General features: G+C 41.4%; 31 protein-coding genes and 2 pseudogenes. 11 read left to right on the top strand and 22 right to left on the bottom strand.

Annotated features, from left to right (window positions below; genetic code table 11):
• Nucleotides 1-37: 37 nt before the first annotated feature.
• Both ACFFAP_RS04635 and ACFFAP_RS04630 read right to left on the bottom strand, forming a co-directional pair.
• Complete coding sequence (locus ACFFAP_RS04635) at nt 38-1,420, bottom strand: aldehyde dehydrogenase (RefSeq protein ID WP_375510123.1); 1,383 nt, start codon at nt 1,418-1,420, stop codon at nt 38-40.
• 195 nt (nt 1,421-1,615) lie between these two features.
• A complete protein-coding gene (locus ACFFAP_RS04630; RefSeq protein WP_375510122.1) occupies nt 1,616-2,761 on the bottom strand; it encodes a response regulator in 1,146 nt (381 codons plus the stop codon).
• Between the two features lie 186 nt (nt 2,762-2,947).
• Between ACFFAP_RS04630 and ACFFAP_RS04625 the strand changes: the two genes are divergently transcribed.
• Together ACFFAP_RS04625 and ACFFAP_RS04620 are read left to right on the top strand one after the other, a co-directional pair.
• Complete coding sequence (locus tag ACFFAP_RS04625; RefSeq protein WP_375510121.1) at nt 2,948-3,292, top strand: CU044_2847 family protein; 345 nt, start codon at nt 2,948-2,950, stop codon at nt 3,290-3,292.
• Between the two features lie 9 nt (nt 3,293-3,301).
• Nucleotides 3,302-3,682 carry an AAA-like domain-containing protein gene (locus ACFFAP_RS04620; RefSeq protein ID WP_375510120.1) on the top strand — a complete coding sequence of 127 codons (381 nt, stop codon included), beginning with the start codon at nt 3,302-3,304 and terminating at the stop codon, nt 3,680-3,682.
• Between the two features lie 49 nt (nt 3,683-3,731).
• Here ACFFAP_RS04620 and ACFFAP_RS04615 read toward each other — a convergent pair whose 3' ends face one another.
• Nucleotides 3,732-3,941, bottom strand: coding sequence for a hypothetical protein (locus ACFFAP_RS04615; protein WP_375510119.1), 210 nt, complete (start codon nt 3,939-3,941; stop codon nt 3,732-3,734).
• Nucleotides 3,942-4,146: 205 nt separating this feature from the next.
• Between ACFFAP_RS04615 and ACFFAP_RS04610 the strand changes: the two genes are divergently transcribed.
• Nucleotides 4,147-4,278, top strand: a complete 132-nt coding sequence (locus ACFFAP_RS04610; protein ID WP_375510118.1) for a hypothetical protein — start codon at nt 4,147-4,149, stop codon at nt 4,276-4,278.
• Between the two features lie 8 nt (nt 4,279-4,286).
• Here the strand turns inward: ACFFAP_RS04610 and ACFFAP_RS04605 are convergent.
• The 9 genes and pseudogenes from ACFFAP_RS04605 to ACFFAP_RS04565 form a co-directional block, all read right to left on the bottom strand.
• Nucleotides 4,287-4,586: pseudogene (locus ACFFAP_RS04605) on the bottom strand (type II toxin-antitoxin system VapC family toxin); the annotation flags it as partial.
• Nucleotides 4,587-4,624: 38 nt separating this feature from the next.
• On the bottom strand, nt 4,625-4,834 hold the full coding sequence (locus ACFFAP_RS04600) for a hypothetical protein (RefSeq protein WP_375510117.1): 210 nt from the start codon (nt 4,832-4,834) through the stop codon (nt 4,625-4,627).
• A gap of 113 nt (nt 4,835-4,947) precedes the next feature.
• Nucleotides 4,948-6,663, bottom strand: a complete 1,716-nt coding sequence (ureC, locus tag ACFFAP_RS04595; protein WP_375510116.1) for an urease subunit alpha — start codon at nt 6,661-6,663, stop codon at nt 4,948-4,950.
• Nucleotides 6,664-6,726: 63 nt separating this feature from the next.
• Nucleotides 6,727-7,032 (bottom strand): urease subunit beta, encoded by a 306-nt coding sequence (locus ACFFAP_RS04590; RefSeq protein WP_375510115.1) that lies wholly within the window; start codon nt 7,030-7,032, stop codon nt 6,727-6,729.
• A gap of 21 nt (nt 7,033-7,053) precedes the next feature.
• A complete protein-coding gene (gene ureA, locus ACFFAP_RS04585) occupies nt 7,054-7,356 on the bottom strand; it encodes an urease subunit gamma (RefSeq protein ID WP_375510114.1) in 303 nt (100 codons plus the stop codon).
• 42 nt (nt 7,357-7,398) lie between these two features.
• The gene (locus ACFFAP_RS04580; RefSeq protein WP_375510113.1) at nt 7,399-8,238 is read right to left on the bottom strand and encodes an urease accessory protein UreD; all 840 of its coding nucleotides are present in this window, start codon (nt 8,236-8,238) and stop codon (nt 7,399-7,401) included.
• A 74-nt stretch (nt 8,239-8,312) separates the two neighbouring features.
• The gene (locus ACFFAP_RS04575) at nt 8,313-9,599 is read right to left on the bottom strand and encodes a photosystem II assembly protein (protein ID WP_375510112.1); all 1,287 of its coding nucleotides are present in this window, start codon (nt 9,597-9,599) and stop codon (nt 8,313-8,315) included.
• The gene (locus tag ACFFAP_RS04570; RefSeq protein WP_375510111.1) at nt 9,592-10,530 is read right to left on the bottom strand and encodes a radical SAM protein; all 939 of its coding nucleotides are present in this window, start codon (nt 10,528-10,530) and stop codon (nt 9,592-9,594) included. The genes ACFFAP_RS04575 and ACFFAP_RS04570 overlap by 8 nt, the downstream gene beginning before the upstream one ends.
• Nucleotides 10,531-10,596: 66 nt before the next feature.
• The gene (locus ACFFAP_RS04565; protein WP_375510110.1) at nt 10,597-11,376 is read right to left on the bottom strand and encodes a methyltransferase domain-containing protein; all 780 of its coding nucleotides are present in this window, start codon (nt 11,374-11,376) and stop codon (nt 10,597-10,599) included.
• A gap of 97 nt (nt 11,377-11,473) precedes the next feature.
• On the opposite strand from ACFFAP_RS04565, the gene ACFFAP_RS04560 reads away from it, so the two are divergent.
• A complete protein-coding gene (locus ACFFAP_RS04560) occupies nt 11,474-11,590 on the top strand; it encodes a type II toxin-antitoxin system HicB family antitoxin (RefSeq protein ID WP_375510109.1) in 117 nt (38 codons plus the stop codon).
• A gap of 247 nt (nt 11,591-11,837) precedes the next feature.
• On the opposite strand, the gene ACFFAP_RS04555 is transcribed toward ACFFAP_RS04560, so the two are convergent.
• From ACFFAP_RS04555 to groES, 4 genes are all read right to left on the bottom strand, one after another.
• Nucleotides 11,838-12,458: an SMI1/KNR4 family protein gene (locus tag ACFFAP_RS04555; RefSeq protein ID WP_375510108.1), complete on the bottom strand. Its 621-nt coding sequence runs from the start codon at nt 12,456-12,458 to the stop codon at nt 11,838-11,840.
• 129 nt (nt 12,459-12,587) lie between these two features.
• Nucleotides 12,588-12,773, bottom strand: coding sequence for a DUF4351 domain-containing protein (locus tag ACFFAP_RS04550; RefSeq protein WP_375510107.1), 186 nt, complete (start codon nt 12,771-12,773; stop codon nt 12,588-12,590).
• Between the two features lie 136 nt (nt 12,774-12,909).
• Nucleotides 12,910-14,544, bottom strand: coding sequence for a chaperonin GroEL (gene groL, locus ACFFAP_RS04545; protein ID WP_375510106.1), 1,635 nt, complete (start codon nt 14,542-14,544; stop codon nt 12,910-12,912).
• A 132-nt stretch (nt 14,545-14,676) separates the two neighbouring features.
• A complete protein-coding gene (gene groES / locus ACFFAP_RS04540; RefSeq protein ID WP_100898362.1) occupies nt 14,677-14,988 on the bottom strand; it encodes a co-chaperone GroES in 312 nt (103 codons plus the stop codon).
• Between the two features lie 309 nt (nt 14,989-15,297).
• Here groES and ACFFAP_RS04535 point away from each other — a divergent pair, with 309 nt between their 5' ends.
• From ACFFAP_RS04535 to ACFFAP_RS04525, 3 genes are all read left to right on the top strand, one after another.
• The gene (locus ACFFAP_RS04535; RefSeq protein ID WP_375510105.1) at nt 15,298-15,522 is read left to right on the top strand and encodes a hypothetical protein; all 225 of its coding nucleotides are present in this window, start codon (nt 15,298-15,300) and stop codon (nt 15,520-15,522) included.
• A 79-nt stretch (nt 15,523-15,601) separates the two neighbouring features.
• Nucleotides 15,602-15,772: a hypothetical protein gene (locus ACFFAP_RS04530; protein WP_375510104.1), complete on the top strand. Its 171-nt coding sequence runs from the start codon at nt 15,602-15,604 to the stop codon at nt 15,770-15,772.
• Nucleotides 15,773-16,101: 329 nt separating this feature from the next.
• The gene (locus ACFFAP_RS04525; RefSeq protein WP_012407592.1) at nt 16,102-16,779 is read left to right on the top strand and encodes a response regulator transcription factor; all 678 of its coding nucleotides are present in this window, start codon (nt 16,102-16,104) and stop codon (nt 16,777-16,779) included.
• A 69-nt stretch (nt 16,780-16,848) separates the two neighbouring features.
• Here ACFFAP_RS04525 and ACFFAP_RS04520 read toward each other — a convergent pair whose 3' ends face one another.
• Complete coding sequence (locus tag ACFFAP_RS04520) at nt 16,849-17,157, bottom strand: NIL domain-containing protein (protein WP_190892551.1); 309 nt, start codon at nt 17,155-17,157, stop codon at nt 16,849-16,851.
• A gap of 636 nt (nt 17,158-17,793) precedes the next feature.
• Between ACFFAP_RS04520 and ACFFAP_RS04515 the strand changes: the two genes are divergently transcribed.
• Together ACFFAP_RS04515 and ACFFAP_RS04510 are read left to right on the top strand one after the other, a co-directional pair.
• Complete coding sequence (locus tag ACFFAP_RS04515) at nt 17,794-19,065, top strand: WD40 repeat domain-containing protein (RefSeq protein WP_375510103.1); 1,272 nt, start codon at nt 17,794-17,796, stop codon at nt 19,063-19,065.
• Between the two features lie 174 nt (nt 19,066-19,239).
• Nucleotides 19,240-19,425, top strand: coding sequence for a hypothetical protein (locus tag ACFFAP_RS04510; RefSeq protein WP_375510102.1), 186 nt, complete (start codon nt 19,240-19,242; stop codon nt 19,423-19,425).
• A 130-nt stretch (nt 19,426-19,555) separates the two neighbouring features.
• On the opposite strand, the gene asnS is transcribed toward ACFFAP_RS04510, so the two are convergent.
• Together asnS and ACFFAP_RS04500 are read right to left on the bottom strand one after the other, a co-directional pair.
• Nucleotides 19,556-20,947: an asparagine--tRNA ligase gene (gene asnS, locus ACFFAP_RS04505; protein ID WP_375510101.1), complete on the bottom strand. Its 1,392-nt coding sequence runs from the start codon at nt 20,945-20,947 to the stop codon at nt 19,556-19,558.
• Between the two features lie 2 nt (nt 20,948-20,949).
• Nucleotides 20,950-21,312: a hypothetical protein gene (locus ACFFAP_RS04500; RefSeq protein ID WP_375510100.1), complete on the bottom strand. Its 363-nt coding sequence runs from the start codon at nt 21,310-21,312 to the stop codon at nt 20,950-20,952.
• 128 nt (nt 21,313-21,440) lie between these two features.
• Here ACFFAP_RS04500 and ACFFAP_RS04495 point away from each other — a divergent pair, with 128 nt between their 5' ends.
• Complete coding sequence (locus ACFFAP_RS04495) at nt 21,441-21,716, top strand: DUF6439 family protein (protein WP_041565907.1); 276 nt, start codon at nt 21,441-21,443, stop codon at nt 21,714-21,716.
• Nucleotides 21,717-21,786: 70 nt separating this feature from the next.
• Here ACFFAP_RS04495 and ACFFAP_RS04490 read toward each other — a convergent pair whose 3' ends face one another.
• Entirely contained in the window at nt 21,787-22,236 is a 450-nt protein-coding gene (locus ACFFAP_RS04490) for an ATP-binding protein (protein ID WP_375500918.1), read from the bottom strand.
• Between the two features lie 389 nt (nt 22,237-22,625).
• Nucleotides 22,626-24,032, bottom strand: a complete 1,407-nt coding sequence (rlmD, locus tag ACFFAP_RS04485; protein WP_375510099.1) for a 23S rRNA (uracil(1939)-C(5))-methyltransferase RlmD — start codon at nt 24,030-24,032, stop codon at nt 22,626-22,628.
• A 202-nt stretch (nt 24,033-24,234) separates the two neighbouring features.
• Here rlmD and ACFFAP_RS04480 point away from each other — a divergent pair, with 202 nt between their 5' ends.
• Complete coding sequence (locus ACFFAP_RS04480; protein ID WP_375510098.1) at nt 24,235-24,720, top strand: allophycocyanin; 486 nt, start codon at nt 24,235-24,237, stop codon at nt 24,718-24,720.
• Nucleotides 24,721-25,257: 537 nt separating this feature from the next.
• Here the strand turns inward: ACFFAP_RS04480 and ACFFAP_RS04475 are convergent.
• Nucleotides 25,258-26,829: pseudogene (locus ACFFAP_RS04475) on the bottom strand (hypothetical protein); the annotation flags it as partial.

Here is a 26,829-nt window from a genome sequence, read left to right as displayed (position 1 = left end):
AAATTCATAATTCATAACTCCTAACTCCTAACTTTTTTTAACCCAGAAGTTTCTTTATGAGTGGCAATTTGCCCTGATATGGAGCGTATCGCCATTTTAAATCGAGCCAGAAGGAGTTTTGCAATACACTTTTCTTATGGGAAAAGGTGTCAAAGCTAGCTTTACCGTGATAGTTACCGATACCGCTATCTCCCACTCCACCAAATGGTAAAGACGAGACACCAACCTGCATAACTGTGTCGTTAATACAGACTCCACCAGAGGAAGTTTGCTGCAAAACTTGCTTTTGCAGGTTTTTATCTTGAGAAAATAAGTACAACGCCAAGGGTTTGGGTCTAGAGTTAATCAAAGCGATCGCTTCTGCAATGTCAGTATATTCAATCATGGGTAAAATAGGCCCAAAGATTTCTTCCTGCATTACAGAATCTTCTAGTGAGACATTATCAATCAGTGTAGGGGCAATATAACGCTCTGAAGGTTGATTTTCTCCACCGATGACAACTTCACCATCTTTGAGAAAACTCACCAATCTATCAAAGTGTTTTTGACTGATAATCCGGGCATAATCAGGACTGTTTACAGGATTCTCACCATAAAATTCTTTTAAGGATTTTTCCAGCCCATCTATTAAATCTTTCTTGATTGTTTTATTAACTAAAAGATAGTCGGGGGCGATACAAGTTTGTCCAGCATTAATAAATTTGCCCCAAGTAATTCGTTTGACAGTGTGTTCAAGATTAATGTCAGTATCTACAATGCAAGGACTTTTGCCACCCAATTCTAAAGTCACTGGTGTGAGATATTTTGCTGCTGCTGCCATGATGATTTTGCCGACGGCTGTACCACCAGTAAAAAAGATATGGTCAAACTTTTCTGCAAGTAATTTTTGACTTGCTTCCACGCCTCCTTCAATCACTGCAAGATAAGCAGGGTCAAAATTTTTGGCAATAATCTTAGCTATGATATCAGACGTATGAGAAGCAATTTCTGAAGGTTTGATAATTGCACAATTACCGGCTGCGATCGCACCTATTAACGGTGAGATAATTAACTGAAATGGATAGTTCCAAGGCCCAATAATTAAGACAACCCCTAACGGTTCTGGATAAATTTTCGCTGAGTAGGAAAAGAAATCCCAGGAAACCGCTGCTTTTTGGGGTTTAGTCCAGTTTTGAAGATGTTTGATGGCGTAATCAATATCCTTAATTACGCTGATTTCTGTAAGGTAAGTTTCTACTTCTGGTTTATGTAAATCCGCTTGTAATGCCTCGACTATTGACTGTTCATGCTCAATGATTGCTTGCTTAAGATTTTTCAGTTGTTCAATGCGAAAAGTTACATCTTTAGTTTTGCCCGTTTGAAAAAACTCTCGCTGAGTCTGGATAATATTGCCAATGTTAGATAATTCAGTGGTAATCATTGTTTTCTCCTATCAAAAAGTATTTATTTAATCTTAATGCTGTTATCTCAGCATATTTGATTCGTCAATTCTTAGCGTTTTATTTTCCAATGGAATTTTTTAGTTTAAATTATCGGTAGATAGTAGTAAAGTTATAAATAATGAATTGCTAGGATAAAAAACTCTACAATTCCTAATTTATAATTACTAATTTTCTCATATATTAGTGGGTAAAAGCACAATAAATACACTACCTTTGCCCAACTCAGAATTAAGCAGAATAATGCCTTGATGTGCTTCGACAATTCGACGAGCAAGATACAGTCCTAAGCCACTACCAGAACTCTTATGACTGCCTTGGCGAAATCGTTCAAAGATGGTGGCTTGTTCTTCAGGGGGAATACCTGGGCCAGTATCCGCTATCTCAATTCTAATGTAGTCAACGGAATTGGATTTTTCAGATAACTCAGATTGATTACTTTTGTCGAACTGGCGCTGAGAAGTAAAACGAATAGTAATAGACCCAGCTTCGGTAAATTTGATCGCATTTCCGATGAGGTTGGTAAATAGACGATGCAGTTCCAAGCGATCGCCCATCACTGTGTTTGTGATTGACTCTTCAGTAACGTCCAAATTTAGGGACAGTGTTTTATCTTGAGCTAAGGGTGACAATTCTCCAGTCACTTCATCTAGCAACTGACCCAGATTAACTGGTTGAAACGCTAAACTTTTGCGACCCGCTTCAAAACGATAAACTTCCAATAAAGTATTCACCATAGAAAGCAGGTTGATATTGCTACGGGCCATGATGGCGATTACTTCCTGCATTTGCGTTGATAATGTTCCCAATGCACCTTGCTGAAATAGCATCAACATCCGATCGGCGGCTACTAAGGGAGTGCGTAAGTCGTGGGTGAGGCGGGAGACAAAATCTTCTCGCTGACGGGCAATTTCATCACGTTCATCCATACTATGCTTCAAACGTAGGAGCGATCGCACTCGTGCCAGCAATTCATCTACTGTTACAGGTTTGCGGATAAAATCATCAGCACCCAAGTCTAAACCGTGGGCGACGTTGGGCGCATCGTGGGCAGTGATCAGCAATATGGGGATGTATTGCGGCAATTTCATTTGACCACGAATGTGCTTGGTGACTTCGTACCCGTCCATACCTGGCATCATCAGATCCAGCAGAACTAAATCACAAGGAGAAGCTTTCAATTCTGCCAAGGCCGAAATCCCATTTTCTGCGGTGCTAATCGTGTAACCCTCTTCTTCCAAAATAGTTTTGATCAAAAACACGTTATCAGGAGAGTCATCCACAACTAGAATTTTGTCAGAGCGAGAAGATTGTGAAGTCATATAGATGCAAGGTATGGGGTAAAAGTAAATTTTTAGAGTAATTGCTTTATTGGTATAGTTTTACTAGATATTACCCTTAGATATATTTTCTCCAAAAAAAATTGTTTATCTAACAAATTTATACAAATTGACTTTCAAAACTACTTTACTTACCTTTTTTAGATATAGCCACAAGCTAATTAAATTATGGCTCGTAAGCTTCTAGAACTGAATACAGAGGATGGGGGCACAATTTTGGTAGCAGTTGAACTACCAGATGCATCAGTAGGTCGTGTATCGTCCACTGGTGAGTTACCTATAGAAAAAGTAGAGGCTAACTTCGACGCAGTTAAGGAATTGATTGTTCGCGGGTGTCGCCCAATTACAAAGGCGTTTCGTACCTTGCAGCAAGAATCGCAACCTGTAAGTGGAGAAGTTGAGTTTGGGGTAAATTTTACCGCCAAAGGCTCGGTTTATGTGGTCGAATCCACTGGGCAGGCATCACTGAAGGTGAAAATAACTTGGAAACTGGCACTAGAAGAAAACAAGTAATAAATTTTCATGAATTGGGAATTAGTTAAAGCTTGTACCGTGGCGATCGCTACCCCAGAAGGTTACATCCAAGGCACGGGCTTTTTTATCTCACCCAATGGACATTTACTCACCTGCGCTCATGTAGTTGAGTCAGCAGGAAGTTGGGAAAAAGTGCGAGTCAATGGGCAAGGGGTTGAGTTGATTTATTTAGGCGATCGCACCCGTGTGATTTCGCCATATGCACAGCATGAGCTGACGTTAGAACAACTATTGCAAATTGCCCCGACCGAAGAAGGCTTATATAACAACCATCTACTCCGCTATTGGTCAACATTAGAAAATAATCCAGAACTACAATCAGCCATGAAGCAAGTAGTTATCGCATATTTAACTGAAATTCATATTTAATCAGCAAAAAGGCATATTACTTTCTCAAAACTTCATATTCAATAAGCAATCAAGCATTTTGAGAAAGCAAAATGCTTGATTGCTTACTCAAAAAGGCATATTGCTTTCTCATTTTGGTGTTTTCCGCAAGCAAAATGCTTGATTGCTTACTCAAAAAGGCATATTGCTTTCTCATTTTGGTGTTTTCCGCAAGCAAAATGGCATTTAACTTTCTCATTTTGGTGTTTTCCGCAAGCAAAATGGCATTTGACTTTCTCAATATGCCTGTTTGCTTGTTTATTTAAGTAATTCACGCATTCATTTTAGTGTATCGTTGAGCCGAAAGCTTGCGATCGGTTCATTCAGCAAGAATCTTTCAACGGCTGACTGGTAACTGTGCTGGCTGGTCGGTTAAATATTGGCGATTGTTCGCTTAGGGTTTGAAGCCATGAACCAAACATTGAAAACCACGACTACTGAATTAAATGCCCAAGTCTATTGTTAATGCATCGGAGCGATCGCATTTATTTCTCAGAGGTGAGGTTATCCAAAACTTGCTGGAATTCTGCTGTGGAAGGAATAGCGATCGCACCCATTACACAATTTGCACTGACTGAGTGTTAATTTATGTGAAATTAACCAATTTTACATCATTTGTAAACAATGTTGCATTTAGAGATTTTGCAGTTGCTGCAATTATTGCGTCAGGAAGCCTGAGTTTGTATTGTTTGCGAAATGCAATTGTTAAATTTTTAATATTACTATGAATATCAATGATTGTAATTTTATTTAAAAAATCAATAACTTGTGTTTTTTCTAAACTGAGACTCGGATAAGAGAGCAATTCAATCTCAGTAATCACTGAAATCAAATATTGTCCTGATAGTAATGGATTTCCTAAGCGACCACCCAAAAAATACAAGACTACATTTGTATCTTAAAAAATCAAAGGTTGTCTCAACACTACTCATCCCTAATTTGCTGCTGATATTCCAAAGGGTCTTGAGTTAGTTGAATTACACCCGCATACTGGTTTAAATTAAACTCTTGTTTTTGTTGTGATTGATGAGCTTCTAATATCTTCTCAATTTGCTGCCAGTCCTGATAATCAATCAACACCGCTACCGGACGCATCGCTTCATCAGTCACTATTTTTTTATTAAAAGGTAGCATGATTTTCTACATCAGATGCAACGTTTAACTATTTGATCGTAACTCCAAAACAAAAAATTTATCAGGGCAATATTACTCTCGTCCTTAAAAGCGATAAATTGCTCGGTCATGAATTAGAACAAAAAGTATCTTTGTGCCATTGGTAAAACTGTCGCAGGTTCACAAATTAGCAACTCACCATCAGCCCTGACTTGGTATGTTTCTGGATCTACTTCAATGTGGGGTAGTGCATCATTCAGCTTCATATCCCGCTTACTTAATTGGCGTGTCCCAGAAACTGCAACTACTGCCTTTTGTAAACCTAACTGGCTGGGAATTTCTTTCTCTAAAGCTGCTTGGGAAACAAAAGTTAATGATGTAGCATGACGTGCCCCTGCAAAACTACCAAACATCGGTCGCATATACACTGGTTGGGGTGTGGGAATACTGGCGTTAGCATCGCCCATTTGCGACCATGCAATCATCCCGCCTTTAATCACTATCTCTGGTTTCACGCCAAAAAATGCAGGACGCCACAAACATAAATCTGCTAATTTTCCCTCTTCCACTGAACCCACATATTCAGCAATTCCGTGAGCGATCGCTGGATTAATCGTATACTTAGCAACATACCTTTTTGCCCGAAAATTGTCTGCTTTTTGCTCTGTTCCTTGTGGGTTAAGAGTTCCCCGTTGCACCTTCATTTTGTGAGATGTCTGCCAGGTGCGAATTATCACTTCCCCTACCCTTCCCATTGCCTGGGAATCAGAAGAAATCATACTAAATGCGCCTAAGTCGTGCAAAATATCTTCGGCGGCAATGGTTTCTCGGCGGATGCGGGACTCGGCAAAAGCGACATCTTCAGCGATCGCTGGGTCGAGGTGATGGCATACCATCAACATATCCAGGTGTTCATCTAAGGTGTTGAGGGTGTAAGGACGTGTGGGATTGGTGGAAGATGGCAGAACGTTGGCTTGGCTGCAAACTTTGATAATATCTGGTGCGTGTCCGCCGCCTGCGCCTTCGGTGTGGTAGGTGTGGATGACACGATTCTTGAAAGCAGCGATCGTATCTTCGACAAATCCGGCTTCGTTTAGGGTATCAGTATGAATCGCTACTTGCACATCATATTCATCGGCAACACTAAGGCAGGTATCAATTGCTGCGGGTGTGGTTCCCCAGTCTTCATGAAGTTTTAACCCCATTGCACCGGCGGCTACTTGTTCTACAAGTCCTTGGGGTTGACTGGCATTACCTTTACCCAAAAATCCTAAATTTACGGGAAAAGCATCAGCAGCTTGCAGCATTCGGTAAATATTCCAAGGGCCGGGGGTGCAGGTAGTGGCATTTGTACCTGTGGCAGGGCCAGTACCACCGCCGATCATTGTGGTAATACCGGAAGCGATCGCCACTTCAATTTGTTGGGGACAAATAAAATGAATATGGGCATCGATACCGCCAGCAGTGAGAATCATTCCTTCACCAGCTAAGGCTTCAGTACCGGGGCCAATAATAATATCTACATTATTTTGAATATAAGGATTTCCGGCTTTACCAATTTTGAAAATCTTGCCATCTTTAATGCCGATATCTGCTTTGACAATACCCCACCAATCGAGGATTAAGGCATTAGTAATCACTAAATCTACAGCACCATCGGAATTAGAAATGGGGGATTGTCCCATTCCATCTCGGATGACTTTACCGCCGCCGAATTTTACTTCATCGCCGTAAGTAGTGAAATCTTGTTCAACTTCAATAAATAATTCTGTATCTGCAAGTCGGATGCGATCGCCTACTGTTGGGCCATAAGTTTCGGCGTAGGCGCGGCGATCCATTCTGTAAGGCATATAAAATCCTTCTTTTTAACGCAAAGGGACGCGGAGGGAAGCGCAGAGGTACGCAGAGGGTTTTTAGAGGTTTCCGTTAATTTTGGCGTTGAAGCCGTAGACTTGGCGAATACCGACGAGGGGGACTAGAGTTATTTCTTTTTCATCGCCTGGTTCAAAGCGGACTGCGGTTCCTGCGGGGATATCGAGGCGCATTCCTCTGGCTTGTTCTCTGTCAAAATTTAAGGCGGTGTTGACTTCATAAAAGTGATAGTGGGAACCAATTTGTATAGGGCGATCGCCTGTATTTGACACTTGCAATTTTATAGTTGGACGACCAACATTTAGTTCAATTTCACCTTCTGGTGTGATAAGTTCCCCAGGAATCATAATAAATTTAAAGTTCTAAACTTAACGAATTGGATTATGTATTGTTACTAACTTGGTGCCATCAGGAAAAGTAGCTTCTACCTGTACTTCATGCACCATTTCTGATATTCCTTCCATGACATCATCCCGCGTCAATAAAGTTGTACCATAACTCATTAATTCAGCTACAGTTTGCCCATCTCTTGCACCTTCTAAAATGGCAGCAGAAATATAAGCGATCGCTTCAGGATAATTTAGTTTTAAACCCCTTTCCTTACGTCTTTCTGCTAATAAAGCAGCAGTAAAAATTAATAACTTATCTTTTTCCTGCGGCGTTAGTTGCATTCTTATCTCTTCCTTCGCGTCCTTCGCGTCTTCGTGGTTCGTTTAAACCTGCCACACTCTTGGTATACAATTACCACGATTCAAAAAAGAAACTCGCAGTAGTTGCCAAACATTTGTAAACCAGTTTCTTACCTCAGATGTAGAAGCACCGCGATATCGACACAATAATCCATGTTGTAATCGGCTAACACCCGCTTCTCCTTTCCCATCCCATAAATTTCGCGTTTTTTCGACAATTTCTCCTGAAACTGCACCACCAACCCAAACTAGACTACCTACTATTGGTTTTCCTGCCAAGCCGTGGGGACTATGAAAAGTTTCTTCGCTACCCCGTAACCATTGCCGATCAATCCACAAGGGAATATCTTGTTGCCAAATTTCGGTGTGCGATCGCCATTCTCCTTGCAAGAATTTTTCTCCTCTAGCACTGCGACCAAATCGGGTAATTTCCCAGCCTAACCAACTGCCCCCGGTTGCTAATTCTACCCGTAAATCTTGCCGAAAAATCGCGTCGTTAAATAAAATTGTCTCTTGCGGCAACCATTCTAAACAAGCACCAGCATCAACTTGCATCTGGATAGTTTGTCTAGCTTGTAAGCCATTACTGCGGTATATCTTGCTTGCAGCAGCTGTAGTGATTAAGACTTGGGCTTGGGATTGGAGGTGGATGTTAGAGGATAAGCGATCGCCTCCCACCATTCCCCCAGCTGTATGTAAAATGACGCTATGACAGACTTTTTCCCCTTCTGGATAGAATGGGCGTTGTACCTTCAGAGGTGCTTGTTGGTGATTGTAAATTAATTGGGTTTTACCCTGGCGATCGGCATAGACTAAATTAAGTTTGCCATGCCAACCTTCTGCTGTTTGCTGATTGCAGGTCATTTATAAATTTAAGGTTAAAATTCACATACCTTATATTTATTTAATACATTCTCTGCTACTTTACCTGCAATTTCTCATTCTTTTCTTGCCAAAATTGCATAATCATCTAATGTATAGTGTAACTGATGCTTATGAGCAAAATATTGCTGTAGAAGTGGACTCATATATAGTTGTTTTGGTAATTTTTCTCGAGCAAACTTACCAAATTCAATACCGGACAAAGGTATTCTTAAACCTGTTGAGGTTAGATATTTATACCAGACTAACTCTAATCCAAGTTCTGCCAGAAATTTGTCCACTACGTTTTTTTCTTGTTCTTGATTTTCAACTTGGTGAACATCGTAAATTTTGAATAACTTATTATCTTGCACAATTAGCAGAATATAACCTGAATTTTTTAAGCTTGTGGCAAATATTTGCTTGTAAGTATTATTAGCTTCAACCCTCTTGGTTTTATCTATAAAGAAGCAGTGCGAAATTACGATAAAGTCGAAAAAATCTTTGGGTAAATTATTCGATTGAGTTTTCCAAGTAAAAATATCAGCAGTAACAAAGCGGAAGTAAGCATTTACTGGGTTTAGCCGCGACTCTATATATCGTCGCCAAAACTGAAGTCCACGAAACTGGAAGGCATCTTGTTTTTCTAAAGAGTAGTAAGATATGTGCATTTGCGGGATATGAAAAAAACCGCTACTACTTTGGAGAAATAAAGCTAAACCATAAGCAACTGTTCCTGGGCCTGCTGCAATATCAAGGATATTAACCTTACTTAGTAGTAAAGCATCCTGGTAAATGAGAAACCAAGCTAAATATATGCAATATATATTTTCTAAAAAATACTTCATAAAGTAGACATGAGGAGTTAGACTAAAACGATAGTCTGGGTCTTGTCCAACTTTTAAATTATTAATATCCTCAAGAGCATCTTCTAGCTTAACAAATAACTGTTTTTCAGGAATCCTACTAAATTCTTCTTTAAGATATTCAACTAAACTTGATTCCAAATTATCAAATATCCGCTCATCAATCCCAGTAGATTGCAGTTCACATTCATCGTGCTGTATTAACTTAAAAACTTTAGAGATATATTTAACAAATTCCTCATCTGGCATTAAGATGAAATTATCTTTTTGCTGGGATGCTTCTGTTAATTGTTTACTTAAAGTTTCTGTTTGTCGTTTGTATTCTTGGGAATAACGTTCCAGTTGAAGTTTATCCCTAAATAGTTTTTCTAACCATGAGAATCTTGCACCTGACTTTTGAATCTCTTGTAATAGTTGGACTGCACGTCGGATATCGCCGCGTTTTACAGATAATTTGAACTGCTGACTTCGCCACCAATTTCCGATAGGATTATTCATAACCAAATCCCTCTTTACCTTCCATAATTTCTACACCCGGAAGCGCGGAAACTAACTTTTCCTTAAATTTCCTATAGCTTAATTTCTCATGCTCATACCACCAAGCGTATTTTTGCTTAATTTCTTCAGCTTCTTGGCGAGTTGATGCAATGAGAGAACGACTATTGCTAGCATGAAAAGCTTGAATTACAACTCTATCGGCGATGGCTAGTTTGTCAATAAAAGCAGCTTCATCAGTTGCTAAAGTAGGAAGTAAAGGGGTAATAGTGATAGATATTTTAGGAACAAAACCTTTATAATAATTAATACTTTGTTTAATTTTAATGATAGCATTTAGTCTGGCTTTAATACTGGGCGATCGCGGTTCAAAATCTTTTCTCACTAATTCACTCCCAGTAGGGATGCTCATATTAATTCGCAATCGCTTAAATCGCTGTAAATAATCAATATCTCTAATAATAATTGGGCTACGAGTTTGAATCACCAAAGTTGGAGTTGGATAACCGTCAATCCCCACATCTAGCATTACCTCCAACAACCGACGAGTCAGTTGATGTTTAGACTCAAGTGGTTGATATGGATCAGTAACGCTACTTATGTATATACTAGGAGGAGTCTGGGGATTTTTTTCATACCATTTTTTTAATTCTTTCGCTAAAATTTCAGCAGCATTTTCCTTAAAAATTACCCATTTACCCCAATCTTGGCGCATTTGAGCATTAGGACTAAATGCAGCAGCATAGCAATAACTACAACCGTATTGACATCCACTGTAAGGATTTAGTGTGAAATCATAATTACCAATAAAACCAGTAGCTTTTGTTAAAAGTGATTTAGCATTTTGTGCAAAAACATTGACATCTCTAAACTTTTCTCTGACTAATTTGGTAGGAATGCATTCGCAATAACCTTGATATTTTGGTTGTGCCATGTGAATCCTGATATTTATTGAGAGTGAATTAACGCACCCTACTTCTTATGATTCCCATTTTTCTTTTTAAATAACTTCTCCAAGGTGTACGCTAGTGCGATAGACCATATAGACAAAACCACTCTCATCACGAAAGCGCTGATATAATTCTTGAAAACTATTAATAAGCTGTTCGTATGCCAAGCCTTCACGCGGGAGGTAAGAAGCACTCATTGCTCGTCCAATAAGTCCAGTTAAATCTAACTGTTGCCTATAAGTAAAATTATATTCGTGGATGTTAATAAAAAGGGGAGTTACTAACAGTGGTTCTACCGACTGCATTCGAGATTCTGCTGGGTGATCATTAGATGCTTCGCGGACTATTCGGCTATATTCTGTGGTTAATGCATCTTCTTGATCGCGATTATTCCACACCACAGCCAAGCGTGCTGATGGTTTTAAAATGCGGTGAAATTCCAATAATGTTGGTTCGGGATTGAACCAGTGGAAAGCTTGAAAACAAGTAACTAAATCAACTGATTTATCAGGTAGCTGGGTAAATTCTGCTGTTCCATCGCGAAACTCTATCAAAGGATGTGCTTGGATAGCTTTTCGCATCGCCGCGTTTGGTTCTATGGCGATGACATTAACCCCCCGTTCCGCTAACAATCTTGAAGCAATTCCTGTACCTGCACCAATATCTGCTGCTACGAGTTGTGAATTTTCACCTAATCCTTCTAAGATAATATCAATTGCATCTGCGGGGTAGCTAGGTCGATATTTTACATAATCCTCTGCTCTGTCAGAAAATCGGTTGAGTGGGTTTAAGGTATGTAAGGGGGTTGTTTCAGGATTAATTTGGCTCATGGGTTTTTATGTAAAAGTAGAAGTGCGATCGCTGTAGTTCAGAAAAGCGATATCATAACAATTAAACCGCTCTAAACAGTAACATCTACATACAATAATGGAAATATTGCTAAACATCCACATTGAGAAATTACCAGAAGGCGTTTATTTAGCAACATCTGATGAACTTCAAGGTTTAGTAGCTCAAGGACGGACTGTTACTGAAACTTTATAAATTGCTCGTGATGTAGCGGGTAAATTATTAGAAGCACAATCTCAATATCAAAAACTAGATTATTTGCAACCAATAGCTGAACAATTTAACTATCCTTTAGTTATAGGTTAGTAGTCAATTCATGAGACGGCTAGCTGGGTTTAGCTACAGACAAATTATCAAAATCCTAAAAACCTTTGGCTTTGTTTTTCATCGTCAAGCAGCAGAAAGTTATGAAATCTAGTTTAATCCTGAAAATAACCCTATTTTATTCACTTTTATCACAGCCTTCTGCTATAGCTAACATCATGTTTGTGAGGTTATTAAAAATAATTTCTGCTTCTTCATCTTCAATTGTCTGTAGATATACTTTTGAAAGAAATGCAAAACATTGATGTTTACAAGCAACAATTATATATGAGTGAGGGTCATGATAAAAAATAGGAAACCAATCTGATTTCCAAATATCAGCATTAACAATTTTTACTTGTAATTCATTTTCTTGTTTATTTAGTTCTGGGATAATAAATCCATTCGTCAGATCAACCATTTCAGCTAATTCTTCATTTAAATCTTTCTCCCACTCATAATCAAGTTCGGCATCATCCCACAACCCCATTAGGTGGTTGTATTCATCAATTGCATTTTCTAAGGAAAGAAAAGTGTATCCATGAAAAAACTGCGCTATTTTTTCTCCTTTACATATACGCATACCATTCCGCCATTGGTAAAGTTCATAAACTTCTCTTGGCAAGCTAAAGGGCAAGTTTTTAACTTTTTTTTCAATTTCTTCATAAGTTAATCCTGGTTGCAGAGAAGAAGCATAAGAGGGTTTGTTTTGCTGCAACCAATTTATAATTCTGTCTAAAGCATCTGTTAACAGTGACATAGCTCCAGAGATTTTTACTTTTATAAACAGTTGCCTCTAGATTAACTTCTCTTTATACTTAGGGTGCAATTCAAATAAAAACAACCGCTCCATAAAACAGCAAATTTCATAGTTTGATTAAGCTTGTTATTACTGCTCTAACCAAGTTACCAAATCAGCAACTTCCGAAAAATCCAACAATGCCTCTCCTAAATTTTCTAACTGTTCAGCAGATAAATTCCGAACCTGCTCAAGTAACGATCCATCAATATCACCAAAACGCCGTTTAAGCTGACGACTTATCAATTTAAACGCTTCCTTTTGAACTTCATTCATTAGCAGAATATTTGTACTACTATTTTTGCGCCCCTAGCCTCCGGCAAAACAGCTTCATCAAAGACAGTTCAAACAAAAAAACAGCCGCCTCCACAAGGGAAGCAGCTGTTTTCAGAAATTATGTAACTACCAAGTATTAGTAATCGAAGTCGCCGCCGCCAGCACCAGCGCCAGCAGGAGCGCTATCCTTAGGCTCAGGCTTGTCAACTATAATACATTCGGTTGTCAACACCATACCAGCGATGGAAGCAGCGTTTTGCAGAGCAGAACGAGTCACTTTGGCAGGGTCAACAATACCAGCAGCTAACAAATCGACGAATTCGTTTGTCGCAGCGTTGTAGCCAATGTTGAAATCCTTCTCTTTGACGCGTTCAGCAATAACAGCACCATTCTGACCGGCGTTTTCAGCAATCCGCTTCAGAGGTGCAGGTAAGGCGCGAACAACAATCAAAGCACCAATCAACTCTTCATCCTTAAGGTTGCTCTTTGCCCACTCTTCCAATTCAGGAGCAAGGTGAGCCAGAGTTGTACCACCGCCGGGAACGATACCTTCTTCCACAGCAGCTTTGGTGGCGTTGATAGCGTCTTCTAGGCGCAACTTCTTGTCTTTCATTTCGGTTTCGGTCGCTGCACCCACTTTCACTACAGCGACACCACCAGAGAGTTTAGCAAGACGCTCTTGTAATTTCTCTTTGTCGTAAGAAGATTCGGTTTCATCGATTTGACGACGAATCTGTTCAACACGAGCCTTAACAGCAGCTTCGTTACCTTCGGCAACAATTGTAGTGCTGTCCTTGGTGATAGTGATGCGGCGAGCTTTACCCAGGCTATCCAGCTTGGTGTTATCTAGCTTCAAACCAGCATCTTCGGTAACTAGTTGACCACCAGTTAAAACGGCGATATCTTCTAGTAGTGCTTTGCGGCGATCGCCAAAGCCAGGAGCCTTAACAGCAGCTACGTTAAGTACACCGCGCAAACGGTTTACTACCAAGGTTGCCAAAGCTTCTTTTTCAATATCTTCGGCGATAATTACCAAAGGACGACCAGCACGAGCTACTTGCTCTAACACTGGTACAAGGTCTTGTACCAAAGCAATTTTCTTATCGGTCAGCAGTAGGAAAGGCTCATCAAAAACCGCTTCCATCCGTTCAGCGTCGGTAGCGAAATAGGGAGAGATGTAGCCTTTGTCAAAGCGCATCCCTTCAGTGATTTCCAACTCGGTGAACATAGATTTCCCTTCTTCTAGGGAAATTACGCCTTCCTTGCCCACCTTATCCATTGCTTGGGCAATCATCTGACCAACTTCTTCGTCATTACCAGCCGAGATCGCACCAACTTGGGCAATGGCTTTGGAATCTTCCACTGGACGGGCGTGTTCAGCAATTTTTTCTACCAGGAAGGCAGTAGCTTTGTCAATACCGCGCTTCAGCGAAATTGCATTAGCACCAGCTGCAACGTTCCGCAAGCCTTCTTTGACGATCGCATGAGCTAAAACGGTAGCAGTGGTGGTGCCATCGCCCGCAGCATCATTGGTCTTAGAAGCAGCTTGACGAATCAGAGCTACGCCAGTGTTTTCAATGTGGTCTTCTAATTCGATTTCTTTGGCGATCGTTACACCGTCATTAACAATTTGCGGTGCGCCAAATTTCTTTTCTAGGACTACGTTACGACCTTTGGGGCCAAGGGTAACAGCTACAGCCTCAGCCAAGATGTCAATGCCTCGTTCTAAGGCGCGACGGGCGTTTTCGTTGTAGATAATGCGCTTTGCCATAGGTGTCTAAATTCCGGGAGTAAGTCAATTTTTTGTTGAACTGGGCACTTGTACTGAGCGAAGTCGAAGTATTGGGCATTGGGCATTGGGCATCGGGAAAGCTCTTTCCCATTCCTCATTCCCCACTCCCCACTAGATAACAACTGCTAAAATATCTTTTTCAGAAAGCAGTACATATTCTTCTGTGCCGAGTTTGATGTCAGTGCCAGCGTACTTCGAGTACAGCACCTTATCGCCGACTTTAATTTCCAATTCTTGACGGTTTCCGTCGTCATTGCGCTTGCCAGGGCCAAGAGCCACTACTTCCCCTACCTGGGGCTTTTCCTTGGCGGTATCCGGCAAATACAGACCACCTGCGGTCTTTTCCTCAGAGGCGTTCACTTTTACGAAAACGCGATCGCCTAAAGGTTTAACTGTAGAAACGCTTAGAGATAAAGCTGCCATATTATTTCTTTCCTTTAGAGTTTAGCACTCTCAACTCCTGAGTGCTAATCTACCGAAAAGTAGCGTCCAATGGCAAGAATTCTTTGAGTACGGGTTCCCGCACTCAAAGATTGCGGGTCTACTGAAGTATAAATGCTTAATTATTTCTACCCTTCAGGTTTTGTTCCGTAAGTTACGAAGAGAGTAAGGAGTGGAGAGTTAGGAGTTATAAGAATTCTTCCCCCATTCCCCATTTCTTACTCCTCTTCTGGGTCAACTTTATTTGCAAAGCTTGGAAATTGTTATGAACTGTAATCAGGGAGCCGCTCGATGAGTAACATTACAGTGATCCAGTCTAGCCATCAAATCCCCAAAACCGCTAATTCACTAGAATATAAAGCCCAGAGTAATTGTCTAGAAATTTTAGGAGTTGCCGAAATTCAGCGACACATTTTTATTTGCGCTGACCAGACAATTGCTAACAACCGCTCAAAACGAACTAGTCTGGAATCCTGGGAATACTTAAAAAAAGGGACTAAAAGAGTTAAAATTTGATGAGCCGCAACAGAGTAATCCCATTTGCGTCTATAGAACTAAAGCCAACAGCTTGCGCGTTTGTTGTTCTAGACCCATAATGGTGGTTTACCTTGATGGTGTCTGGTATCGCCAAGCAAGCCCGGAAGTTACCCTGCGGATCATCCAAGAACACTTAATAGGCAATAAGGTGGTAGAAGAATATGCATTTTTAACCCATCCTTTGCCAGAAACTTCCCTAGTTTCTTGTGAACACCTCATAGAGGTTTAACAACCGAAGGATATGGTACAGCAGTAAGCTTTAAGAAAGTGCGGGTTGGTTTTGAGGTAGGGTCATCTTTAAGCCAATACTTACTTGTAAGTCAGAAGGATTATTATTTAATCAGTGTTTTTTCGCCCGTCACTTTCAATGCGATATATAATAGCGCATTATAGATACTACTGCTATACGTATCCTTGCTGGACTTTTGCTATCCAGCTACTAGTCTCTTGAAAGTGCTCGGCATTTTTGAGACTTCGAGACAGCAAAGGCAAGTTAAGTAGGAAAAAGGACAACATCTCCAAATAACCCACCATAGAGGATAAATATTCAAGACTTTGATGGACCGAAGCGCGACAAGTGCCACTGCTATGAAAGAGCCCAGCATGAAAGATCACAAACGACTTCTATTGATTGATGATGACCCTAACCTCATCTTGCTGGTGAAGGATTACTTAGAATTCCGGGGATACGAAGTCATCACCGCCGAAAATGGACGTGAAGCTCTGGAAATTTTAGAGCAAGATGTTCCAGACATGATTATCTGCGACGTGATGATGCCGGAAATGGACGGATATACTTTTGTAGAACAAGTCCGGCAAAACGAACGCACCAGCTGGATTCCGGTTCTTTTCCTTTCAGCTAAGGGACAAAGTGCAGACCGAGTTAAGGGTCTGAATAAAGGTGCTGATGTTTATATGGTCAAACCCTTTGAACCAGAAGAACTCGTAGCGCAAGTTGAATCCTCGCTGAAACAAACTATCCGTTGGAAAGAACACCAAGCAAAAGGAGGCGAAAACGGTTCCCGTATCCAGGTTCCCTTCGATGTGCAATTAACCCCAACCGAACTGAAAGTAGTCCAGTTTGTCGCTAGGGGTTTAGCTAACCGGGAAATTGCTGAAGAACTAAATGTTAGTCAGCGCACGGTTGAAAGCCATGTGTCCAACATGTTGGGCAAAACTAATCTCCACAACCGCACTGAACTAGCGCGGTGGGCGATTGAAAATCAAATGGCCTAAACCCAGTTAAGAGTTAAAAGTTAGGAGTTATGAATTTTTTAACTCCTAACTCCTAATTCCTAACTAAATCTACCAACCATCTTCTTCAGGGCTGGATTGGTGCAAAACTTCTAAATCCAGTTCATCCAGGTAAGTTAGGGCGCTTTCAATCTGAGAAACAGTACCTCGCAGTTCCAGATCGAAGCAGCTATATTGTGGCACGTTTGCGCTTACCTGAGCATCAGCAATAATGACTATGACCCCATAGTGAGAAACCAGTCGTGAAATGACTGGTTCCTCATGCAAGTCTTTAGGAATGCGAACTTGGATACGAGTTTGGGTGCGTCTATTATCTAAAATATCTGTATTAGATTTTACTTGTTTATTTGGAATTGCCATTCTAGCTTCCTACTCGACTTCTGGGATGAAGGTTTTACTTTGCACAATTCTTTTAACACTAGCGTCACTTATCCCACGCAGGCAAGCAAGAAAGTATTTGCCTTTGCAAACCACTAATCTAAATGTAGTAAATGTGAATAATTGCTCATAATTCAGTAGTTATGAAGTTAATTTTTATTATACGGCGGTTTTCGAGCAGATTGAGTATAGCCAATCTGTAGGGTTACAACAATTGTTGTAACCCTAATTTATTTTGTATAAAAGAAATATTATTGCAGATGCATATTCTAAATATTTGAGCCTTCGGTGTATTTTCCTTTACCTGTCTAGGTTGAAGCCTTGTTTCTGTCTCAAAAATGTTTAAGTCTCGCTAGGACAAAGTGGCTTTGGTAACACTTTTGAAGTTGACGAGCGTGGCAAAACTAAAGTCTTAAAAATGCTGACTGAGAATAACCCCAAAGCCATTGAACTATTTAAGTAGGAAGCAAAGGTTTTGAGTCAGCTAAACAATGCGGGTATTCCCAATCTGACTAAGGAGTTGTACTGGCAAAATATGCGCTCAAGATTTCTCCCCTTTTGGCAGATTTAATAGACATACACTATTAGATAAATTCCCCCACAGGTAACAGCGAGGTTATGAGAGAACACGACCTAGTTTCTTCTTCTAGTGCAGCACTAGAGGGATTAGAGGGCATTAGATATCGTTTGCACGGTGGTTCTACAAAAGAAAAAGTGGATGCTCTTTTAGAAGCATTTCAATATGGGCTTAAAGGAATTGATTTAGTAATCCAGGCATTGGGCGATGATGTCAGAGAAGTGCGGCAATCAGCTTTGCTCTTATTGTCCTACAGCAGCGAAGCTAATGCTGAACAAGCCATATTGAATTATCTGCCCTTTGCAAAAATGCAATGCCTGTATACCTTGACAGAATTTAATCTAGATTGCTACAACCCTGAACAACATCATCCATATTATTTTGCGATCGCAGACTACAATAACACCCTTATTTGCTATTGGGATCTGTTTTATAAGCAATCTTTCGTTAATATTTGGCATTTGGAAACAGGTCAAAGTAACAAAGATTTTGATCTGGCGATGGCTCACGAATTTTGTTTAGGCAAAAGCAGCAAGGTGTGTATCATTAGCTTTCAGGACTTTCTCTGGCCATTAGATACAGAAACACAAGAGCCGATTGGCACTTATCCCGATTACCTTATGCGTACTGTTCAAGCCCATCCCCATTGCTTGGCTATCTGCCCAACTAAACAGCCATTAGTTGCTACTGGCTATACTCAAGGCAGAACAGGAAAGTTAGATATATGGGATTATGAAACATATACTCGTCGTCTCCATCATCAATTTCAAGATGTGGCTTTAATTCCTTATGATAATTCATGGAATCAATCAAAGCTAAACCTTTGGTTGACTACACCCCTTCTCTTCACCCCTGATGGAAAGTTCTTGGTTGCACGTTTCAAGCAGAGATTGCAGAATAGGCTACAACTATGGAATACCGAAACAGGAGAACTTACTCAAACATTAGATAATCTGCCTGCCCTGACAGTAAATTCACTTGCAAATCGCCTTGATGGGCAAATTTTGGCTTGCGGAATTCGGGAAAACAAGGTGTGTGTGTGGGAATTGATCAGCGATCGCATTCTCTATACATCTTCGGGTGTTGCTCCTTGCCTTATAAGTTCAGATGGTAGAGTCTTCATCTGCTGTACAGACAATTACGAAATAGTTGTTTGGGATTTAGCAATGAACAGAAAATTATGTACATTGCAGAGCCATACAGCGCCAATTGGTTATGTTGCCATGAGTAGCAATTGTGAATTCATTGCTAGTTATAGCATTGATAGAAAAATTAAAGTTTGGGCAGTGCCAGAGTCCCTTAGATACCTGTAGCAACCTGTAAATAACGTTTGAAGTGAGAACAGATTATTTGCAAATAACGGGTAGTTTATCTAAGAAAAACCTTATGCAGGATAACTACAAATAAATATAGCTGCTGCCAGTGGAATTTTAGCAGGTCTGGTGTTAAATAAAAATGTAATTAGCAAGATTTTAAGGAGTGAGATTATGCGCGAATCAGTCATTTATCAACAAATCCTAGAAGAAGGCGAAGCGAAAGGTGAAGCAGAAACAACAAGAAAGTTGGCTTTAAATTTGTTGCGAATTGGAATGAGTTTAGAACAAATTGCTCAAGTTACTGAATTATCTATTGAGCAAGTTAAAGTTTTACAAGAGGAGATTCAAAAATCTTAATTTTAATTAATCGTTTTAGAAAATACATGGCTATACAAGCAAAACCCGCATTCGCGGGTTTCAAAGTTTTTATTAATCCGCACAGACGGAATTGGTTGGTATAAACGCGATAACAGGTCTAAAATTTAAACTAAAACTCAGCACTTTGTGGTGTACGCGGGAACGGAATCACATCACGAATATTTCCCATACCAGTCATAAATTGCACGAGTCGTTCAAAACCTAGTCCAAAACCAGCGTGGGGGACAGTACCATAACGACGCAAATCAAGATACCACCACAAGTCTTCTGGCTTTAACCCTTGTGCTAACACGCGGCGTTCTAAGACTTCTAGACGTTCTTCGCGCTGGGAACCGCCGACAATTTCACCAATTTTAGGTGCAAGAATATCCATTGCGCGGACGGTTTTTTCATCGTCGTTCAAGCGCATATAAAAAGCTTTGATTTGCGCTGGATAATCTGTAACGATCGCAGGCTTTTTAAATAATTGTTCAGCCAAATACCGTTCGTGTTCTGATTGTAAATCTAAACCCCAACTTACTGGATATTCAAATTTAACATCAGCTTTTTCTAAAAGTGCGATCGCTTCTGTATAAGTTAGACGCTCAAATTGATTATTAATAATATTTTCGGCTGTCGCCAATACAGATTTATCAATGCGTTCATTAAAAAATTCCATGTCTTCTGGGCAAGTTTCCAACACATATTTAAAAATGTGTTTGAGAAACGCCTCAGCTAAATCCATATCGCCTTCTAAGTCACAAAAAGCCATTTCTGGCTCAACCATCCAAAATTCTGCTAGGTGGCGCGAGGTGTTGGAATTTTCTGCACGGAAGGTAGGGCCAAATGTGTAGACGTTAGAAAACGCCATCGCCATAACTTCCGCTTCCAACTGACCGCTAACTGTTAAATATGTGGGTTTAGCAAAAAAGTCTTGGCTGTAATCTACTGCTTGATTTTCTGTGCGGGGAATATTCTTTAAATCTAAACTGGTAACGCTAAACAGTTCACCCGCGCCTTCGCAATCGCTAGCAGTGATGATCGGTGTGTGTACCCACAAAAAGCCTCTTTCGTGGAAGAATTGGTGAATTGCTGTTGAACAAGCATTTCTGACGCGGAAAACTGCACCAAAGGAATTGGTACGCGATCGCAAATGTCCAATGGTTCGCAGAAACTCAAAGGAATGGCGTTTCTTTTGCAGAGGATATGTATCGGGATCGGCTTCTCCGTAAACTTTCACCGTCTCGGCTTTCAACTCAATTCGCTGTCCTTTACCCAGAGAAGCCACTAATACCCCTGTCGCCTCGACAGCAGTACCCGTATTTAATTTTTTCAATATAGCTTCATAATCTGGCAAATCCTGATTAATCACGACTTGCAAATTAGCTAGTGATGAGCCGTCATTGACTTCAATAAAAGCAAACCCTTTGGACTCGCGCTTTGTCCGCACCCAGCCTTGCACTTGGAGGGACTCATCAGGTTGGCCACTTCGCAATATTTCTGCAATCCGTCGATTTACCATATTTATCCAGCATAAGACTTTAATATCCAGCCTATGATAACGCCCATTCCACCAAAGCGGACGACTTGCCAGAAAGGTTTTTTGAGGCTACGCCAAGAAAATAACTGGCTTTCTAAGTTTAGTTCTAGCATTTCCAACTGCTGTTGAATTTGCCGTAACTCTGCTTTGATTTCTGGTGTCTGAGATTTATTGTGCTTTAGTTGATCGCGGCGCTGTTGCCATTGTGCCTGTTGTTGGCGATCGCGTTGCACTTGATCGTAACGTTCTTTTAAGGATAGGAGCGATCGCTCTACTTCCTCTATTTCTTGTTCAAAATCTGGTTCTGGAGTTTCCCCTGGCTGTTGTGATTGTTTAGACGGCTTCATGTACAAGTAGTAAACTAAGATTAAATGCGAGTCTGCCAATAGTCAAAATTAAAACTATGAGTTTTGACTCAGCACTCAGCACTGGCTCAACCATAGCTATCCGCTAACAGCACTCAGCACTCATAATTATGTCCCAATCTACCCAGCTGCCGAAAACCAGTCAACTGAATGAACTTAGTACTCTGGAATTAGCTCAAGCCCTCATGGAAAGACTAAGCATTTCCCCTAACGATTGGCATCGCCTCAAGTCTAACCGCAATTCCCGCGCTAATGAACAAGTGGCAGCTGCTATTGTGTATCTTTTAAAGAATCAGCCACAAGAAGCTCAAGCTAGATTAGAACAGGCAATTGGTTGGTTAGATCGCTCTATTTCTGCCCCTCCCTGTCCAACTCACGGGAAGTAGAGAATAGGGAATAGGGAATAAAAAATCAATTAACTAATGACTTTTATTCTCTACTCCCCTCTTATGGTTTTTATCGTCGCAGAGATAAACGGGGACGATTTTCCATTTGTTTACAAAGCCTCAATTCTGTGCCTTTGCGGTTCCACTCCACCTGATCAAAAATTTGATGCAGAAGACATAAACCACGACCACTTTCTGACTCATCTGGTGGGAGATAGTCTGTTGGTTCTTCTTCATTAGTAGATGAAGGAGTAAAGCCGCTACCCTGGTCTGATATTATCCACCAATATTGATTATCTATTAAGGAAAAACGAACTACAACTGTTTTACTAGGATCAAGATTATTGCCATGTTTAGCTGCGTTTACTAAGGCTTCTTGAAGTCCTAGCCGCAGTTCTGCTTGTAATTTTGATGGGATTTCTGCCAACAGTAAATCTAATATTGGACAAAGGTAGAGGGTTGAGGCAAAACTAATAGTGCCCCAATAACGTGCAACTGGACGGAGTGAAATAGTAATCACAAAAGAAACCCCATAGCTTTCAGTTAGCTAGACATCAGTTTGCTATTACAGGCACCCTGATAAAATTGAGGTGGTCATGCTGCCTTCAAACTTGCGTCTTTAAAACTAAATTTTGAAAATGCTAGGGAGCATTAGCTTTATAGTATGAGTTGGGATTGTTTAGATAGATAACGGCTGGAATAGTTTTGATAATGAATTAAGCAACTTAAAAAGATGCTAGGAATTTGACAGAGTATTGCCATACTCTACTTAATTGCCGATTTTTCATTTACACAATCCAATTCATATTTCTAAGAACCTATGCAACTTGAATTTATTTAAACAAAATGAATTTTTATTTTTGCCTTAATTCAATTTTAGCATCTTTAGTATGCACCAGACTAAAAATTTCAAATTTCAGTTTTTGTAAAGGAATTACTATCCTTGTCCAAATGTGATAGCACAAGAAAGGCGGCAGCTTCAACATGAGCCGTTTGAGGGAAAAAATCAGCAGGTTGTACCCGTGTGATAGTATATTGCCCATCTTGACAAAGCAATTTCAGGTCACGGGCAAGGGTGGCTACTTTACAGCTGACGTAAACTATCCGAGATGGTTTCAGTTGCCGTAAAGTATCGATGACTGCGCGATCGCACCCCTTACGTGGCGGATCGAGTATTACTACTTCTGGTATTGCCTCCATTTTTGTCAGCAATTTCTCTACTGCCCCGACTTGGAATGTCACATTATCAATTCCGTTGCGGTGGGCATTTAAAATAGCTTGTTCTACTGCTGCTGGTTGCACTTCTAATCCTGTAGCAATCCGTACTTTTTTGGCGAGGGGTAAAGTTAAAGTTCCAATACCACAGTAGGCATCAATTAGCAACTCATGCCCTTGAAGATTGAGTTCTGATTGAATTACCTGTAATAGTGCCTCTGCTGTTTCTGTATACACTTGGAAAAATGTATCTGGGCGCACTTGAAATTCCAGTCCAGCAAACTTTTCACGCAGGTGTGGGACTCCAGCGATGCAACGGGTTTCTGATCCAAAGATAGCATTTGTGCGATCGCTATTGCGATTGAGCGACACTCCTACTAACTGCGGATAACGCTTTAACCATTCCTGGGCTTGGATTTCAATTCCTGATAAATTCCAGTCCTTCACCACCAAAGTCAGCAACATTTCCCCAGTGCGTCGGCCAATGCGTAAACCGAGATGGCGAATTTGTCCAAGGTGGCGCTGTTCGTCATAGATTCGCCAACCCCGTTGTTGGATATCCTGCTTAACTTCGGCAAGTAAGGGATTTAATCGCGCGTCTTGGACTGGACATTGATTTAAGTTAATTAATTGGTGACTACCTTTTTGGTAGTAACCAGCTTGTACCTGTCCTGTTGCCGATAACAACAGAGGATATGTAGATTTATTACGATAGCTTAAAGCAGAAGGGGCGGCGAGTACCGGATCTACCGGTGGTTGAACAAAACCGCCAATCCGTTCTAAAGCTTGGATAACTTGATTTTGCTTGGCTACTAGCTGGTAATTATAATTAATATGCTGCCACTGGCAACCACCACATTTATCCGCCACAATGCAATTGGGTCGGATACGGTGGGGGGATGGCTCTAATAGCTGCTGGAGCTTCCCATGAGCGTATTTTGGTTTAACATGTACCAAGCGGACAATGGCGCGATCGCCTGGGATAGTATCCGGGACAAACACTACACGCTCATCAGCGCGTCCTACTCCATCACCTGTATCACTCAGGTTAGCGATCGTTACTTCGATTAATTCACCTTGTTGCCAAATTAATTTAGTCATTGGTCATTAGTCATAAGTCATTAGTTATTGGGCATTGGGAAAACACTTTATTTATCCTCTTGTCCCCTTGTCCCCCTTATCTCCTACCCACTTCCCACTCCCCAAATAGATAAATTCAATACATAAGTAGCTCCTATCCCTTCACTTGTGTACCTCCAACTCGCTAAACTAACAGATAATATTTAAGGTGATTTCAATCATCATGACTGTAATTAGCCAAGTTATTCTCAAAGCCGACGACGAACTGCGTTATCCCAGCAGTGGCGAACTTAAAAATATCAAAGACTTTTTGGAAACCGGCGTACAACGGACGCGGATTGTAACTACCTTAGCCGAAAACGAAAAAAAGATAGTTCAGGAAGCAACCAAACAACTTTGGCAGAAACGTCCTGACTTTATCTCCCCTGGAGGTAATGCTTACGGAGAACGCCAGCGCTCTCTATGTATCCGTGATTTCGGTTGGTACTTACGTCTAATTACTTATGGTGTGCTTGCCGGTGACAAAGAACCAATTGAAAAAATCGGTTTGATTGGCGTGCGGGAAATGTACAATTCATTGGGCGTTCCCGTACCTGGAATGGTAGAAGCGATCAATTCCCTCAAAACAGCCTCCCTGAGCTTACTGAGTGCAGAAGACGCTGCCGAAGCAGCACCCTACTTTGATTACATCATTCAAGCGATGTCTTAATACAAAGTGTGTGCTGGTTTTAGGAGTATACTTCCGGTCTACTAGAGTGAGTGCAATATATTAGCGCTCGATAGGCATAAGATACCCAATTTGATCATACCTTCCCCACATTTGGTAGTGGCTGTGGCAAAATCTCTGTCAAGTTACTAACCAGTTGTGGGGAAATTTATTTAAGTATAGTTATGGGGCATTTCTCAAAGGATGAAGGACATACGGACATAAAAAACCGACAGTCCTTGGTTAAGGCTGTCGGCAATTAAGTGTGTTCCCTATTAATGACTCGGCTAGAGTTCAGTTGTCATTAATTATGCCTAGTTAGCGATCACATGGAGACGATCCTAATCATAGATATGTGTGATTCTCGTCACATGATTGTTACAACTAAACTGCATATACCCGAATAATTCCTGAGCATCAGTAAATATCCGTAAGTTCTCGTAAGAATATATACGCTAGCAAATGCTTTTTCAGCTTAAGAGCAAACAACACCAATTAGACACTCAGGGGTTAAAACACGAGATAAAGGAATTAACAAACTCATGCCCCGTTTGCCAAAGTGCTGTAGGAGAAAGAGCTATCTGCAAAGATAAATTTTTCAAAGCCAGTTGTAGACAAGGTAATGGTGTTTTCATTGTTGTTGAAACTGATGTTGGCACTTTCAAGGGTATTGCCAGAAATAACACCAGATACAATCAGTTGGGAGCGTTTGAAAGCGCCCAAATCCAGGGTGTCAAAACCTTTACCACCATCAACACTCGCAACGCCAAATCCTTTCAAGTAGTCATTCCCAGTGCCCAGATCAATCTTGATCCCGCCACCGATAGAGACTTTTTGTTGAACTCCATCTAGGATACTGGTGGCGATAAGAGAGTCATTCCCATCGCCAGTCTTGATGATTCCTTGTCCATAAATGCCGTATGCAGTACCACCAATTGTTGAAGATGCCTGTCCAGTAAGTTTGTCACAACCATTGCCCTGATCAATGACTCCATCGTTGACGATGCCATAGGCAGTGGAGTTTGTTCCAGAACTGTTCCCATAACCCGTAATCGTGTCGTTGCCCCACCCTGTAGTAATGGTGTCGTCTTTAGTGTTCTGAATGCCGATTCCAGCACCGCCATCACCGATGCCGCCAGTACTGGTGTCACTGTTGCCGCCGTTCCCTGTGCCGATGATCGTGTCGTTTGCATTCCCTGTATTCAAACTGCCACTATTGGCGATGCCTGTCCCAGTAGCACCATTGGCGCCATTGCCGTCTTGGTCTATGCTGTCCTTTTTGCCACCGTTGCCGCCAGTACCTGTGCCAGTGATCGTGTCTTCTCCGTCTCCAGTATCCAGTTCCTTATTATTAGTAATACCAGTTCCAGTACCGCCATCACCCCCGTTGAAAAACCCCTCGCCGCCGTTGCCGCCAGTACCTGTGCCAGTGATTGTGTCTTCTCCATTCCCTGCATTCAGAGTGGTACTGTTGGTGATACCGATCCCATCTCCGCCGTTGCCGCTGCCGACCCCATTTCCGCCATTGCCGCCAGTACCGATACCAGTGATCGTGTCTTTTCCGTCTTCTGTATTCAAACTGCCATTGTTAGCGATGCCGATCCCAGTTCCGCCCTCGCCAGTACTACCGCCGTTGCCAGCGGGACCGCCGATGCCGCCAGTACCTGTGCCGATGATCGTGTCATTTCCATAGCCTGTATTCAAACTGCCACTGGTGCTGATGCCTGTCCCAACTCCACCATTGCTGCCGCCGCCTCGTAGATTAAACCCACCGTTGCCGCCAGTACCTGTGCCAGTGATTGTGTCTTTTTCGTCTCCTGTATTTAGAATGCCACTGTTAGCAATGCCTGTCCCAGTTCCGCCGTCGCCATCAGGCTCATTGCCCCCCAAGATATCGCCGCCATTGCCGCCAGTACCAGTGCCGGAAATCGCGTCTTCTCCATCCCCTGCATTCAGACTGCCACTGTTAGCGATGCCTGTCCCAGCTCCACCGAACGAGCCACCAGCCAAGGCACCGCCGCCATTGCCGCCAGTACCAGTGCCGGAAATCGCGTCTTCTCCATCCCCTGCATTCAGACTGCCACTGTTAGCGATGCCTGTCCCAGTTCCGCC

Source organism: uncultured Nostoc sp. (assembly GCF_964245575.1).
GTDB lineage: Bacteria > Cyanobacteriota > Cyanobacteriia > Cyanobacteriales > Nostocaceae > Nostoc.
Note: the sequence above shows the minus strand (reverse complement) of the source record. Positions and strands in the feature narration are given on the sequence as shown.

Coding starts and splice junctions, on each gene's coding strand:
- ACFFAP_RS04535 (WP_375510105.1), top strand. CDS start 15,298: ATGAGTAACATTACAGTGATCCAGTCTAGCCATCAAATCCCCAAAACC.
- ACFFAP_RS04515 (WP_375510103.1), top strand. CDS start 17,794: ATGAGAGAACACGACCTAGTTTCTTCTTCTAGTGCAGCACTAGAGGGA.
- ACFFAP_RS04495 (WP_041565907.1), top strand. CDS start 21,441: ATGTCCCAATCTACCCAGCTGCCGAAAACCAGTCAACTGAATGAACTT.
- ACFFAP_RS04620 (WP_375510120.1), top strand. CDS start 3,302: ATGAATTGGGAATTAGTTAAAGCTTGTACCGTGGCGATCGCTACCCCA.
- ACFFAP_RS04600 (WP_375510117.1), bottom strand. CDS start 4,834: ATGCTACCTTTTAATAAAAAAATAGTGACTGATGAAGCGATGCGTCCG.
- ACFFAP_RS04630 (WP_375510122.1), bottom strand. CDS start 2,761: ATGACTTCACAATCTTCTCGCTCTGACAAAATTCTAGTTGTGGATGAC.
- ACFFAP_RS04560 (WP_375510109.1), top strand. CDS start 11,474: ATGGAAATATTGCTAAACATCCACATTGAGAAATTACCAGAAGGCGTT.
- groL (WP_375510106.1), bottom strand. CDS start 14,544: ATGGCAAAGCGCATTATCTACAACGAAAACGCCCGTCGCGCCTTAGAA.
- ACFFAP_RS04590 (WP_375510115.1), bottom strand. CDS start 7,032: ATGATTCCTGGGGAACTTATCACACCAGAAGGTGAAATTGAACTAAAT.
- ACFFAP_RS04555 (WP_375510108.1), bottom strand. CDS start 12,458: ATGTCACTGTTAACAGATGCTTTAGACAGAATTATAAATTGGTTGCAG.
- rlmD (WP_375510099.1), bottom strand. CDS start 24,032: ATGACTAAATTAATTTGGCAACAAGGTGAATTAATCGAAGTAACGATC.
- ACFFAP_RS04575 (WP_375510112.1), bottom strand. CDS start 9,599: ATGAATAATCCTATCGGAAATTGGTGGCGAAGTCAGCAGTTCAAATTA.
- groES (WP_100898362.1), bottom strand. CDS start 14,988: ATGGCAGCTTTATCTCTAAGCGTTTCTACAGTTAAACCTTTAGGCGAT.
- ACFFAP_RS04580 (WP_375510113.1), bottom strand. CDS start 8,238: ATGACCTGCAATCAGCAAACAGCAGAAGGTTGGCATGGCAAACTTAAT.
- ACFFAP_RS04500 (WP_375510100.1), bottom strand. CDS start 21,312: ATGAAGCCGTCTAAACAATCACAACAGCCAGGGGAAACTCCAGAACCA.
- ACFFAP_RS04480 (WP_375510098.1), top strand. CDS start 24,235: ATGACTGTAATTAGCCAAGTTATTCTCAAAGCCGACGACGAACTGCGT.
- ACFFAP_RS04635 (WP_375510123.1), bottom strand. CDS start 1,420: ATGATTACCACTGAATTATCTAACATTGGCAATATTATCCAGACTCAG.
- ureC (WP_375510116.1), bottom strand. CDS start 6,663: ATGCCTTACAGAATGGATCGCCGCGCCTACGCCGAAACTTATGGCCCA.
- ACFFAP_RS04520 (WP_190892551.1), bottom strand. CDS start 17,157: ATGGCAATTCCAAATAAACAAGTAAAATCTAATACAGATATTTTAGAT.
- ureA (WP_375510114.1), bottom strand. CDS start 7,356: ATGCAACTAACGCCGCAGGAAAAAGATAAGTTATTAATTTTTACTGCT.
- ACFFAP_RS04530 (WP_375510104.1), top strand. CDS start 15,602: ATGGTGGTTTACCTTGATGGTGTCTGGTATCGCCAAGCAAGCCCGGAA.
- ACFFAP_RS04610 (WP_375510118.1), top strand. CDS start 4,147: ATGCCCAAGTCTATTGTTAATGCATCGGAGCGATCGCATTTATTTCTC.
- ACFFAP_RS04510 (WP_375510102.1), top strand. CDS start 19,240: ATGCGCGAATCAGTCATTTATCAACAAATCCTAGAAGAAGGCGAAGCG.
- ACFFAP_RS04625 (WP_375510121.1), top strand. CDS start 2,948: ATGGCTCGTAAGCTTCTAGAACTGAATACAGAGGATGGGGGCACAATT.
- ACFFAP_RS04525 (WP_012407592.1), top strand. CDS start 16,102: ATGGACCGAAGCGCGACAAGTGCCACTGCTATGAAAGAGCCCAGCATG.
- asnS (WP_375510101.1), bottom strand. CDS start 20,947: ATGGTAAATCGACGGATTGCAGAAATATTGCGAAGTGGCCAACCTGAT.
- ACFFAP_RS04570 (WP_375510111.1), bottom strand. CDS start 10,530: ATGGCACAACCAAAATATCAAGGTTATTGCGAATGCATTCCTACCAAA.
- ACFFAP_RS04550 (WP_375510107.1), bottom strand. CDS start 12,773: ATGAATGAAGTTCAAAAGGAAGCGTTTAAATTGATAAGTCGTCAGCTT.
- ACFFAP_RS04565 (WP_375510110.1), bottom strand. CDS start 11,376: ATGAGCCAAATTAATCCTGAAACAACCCCCTTACATACCTTAAACCCA.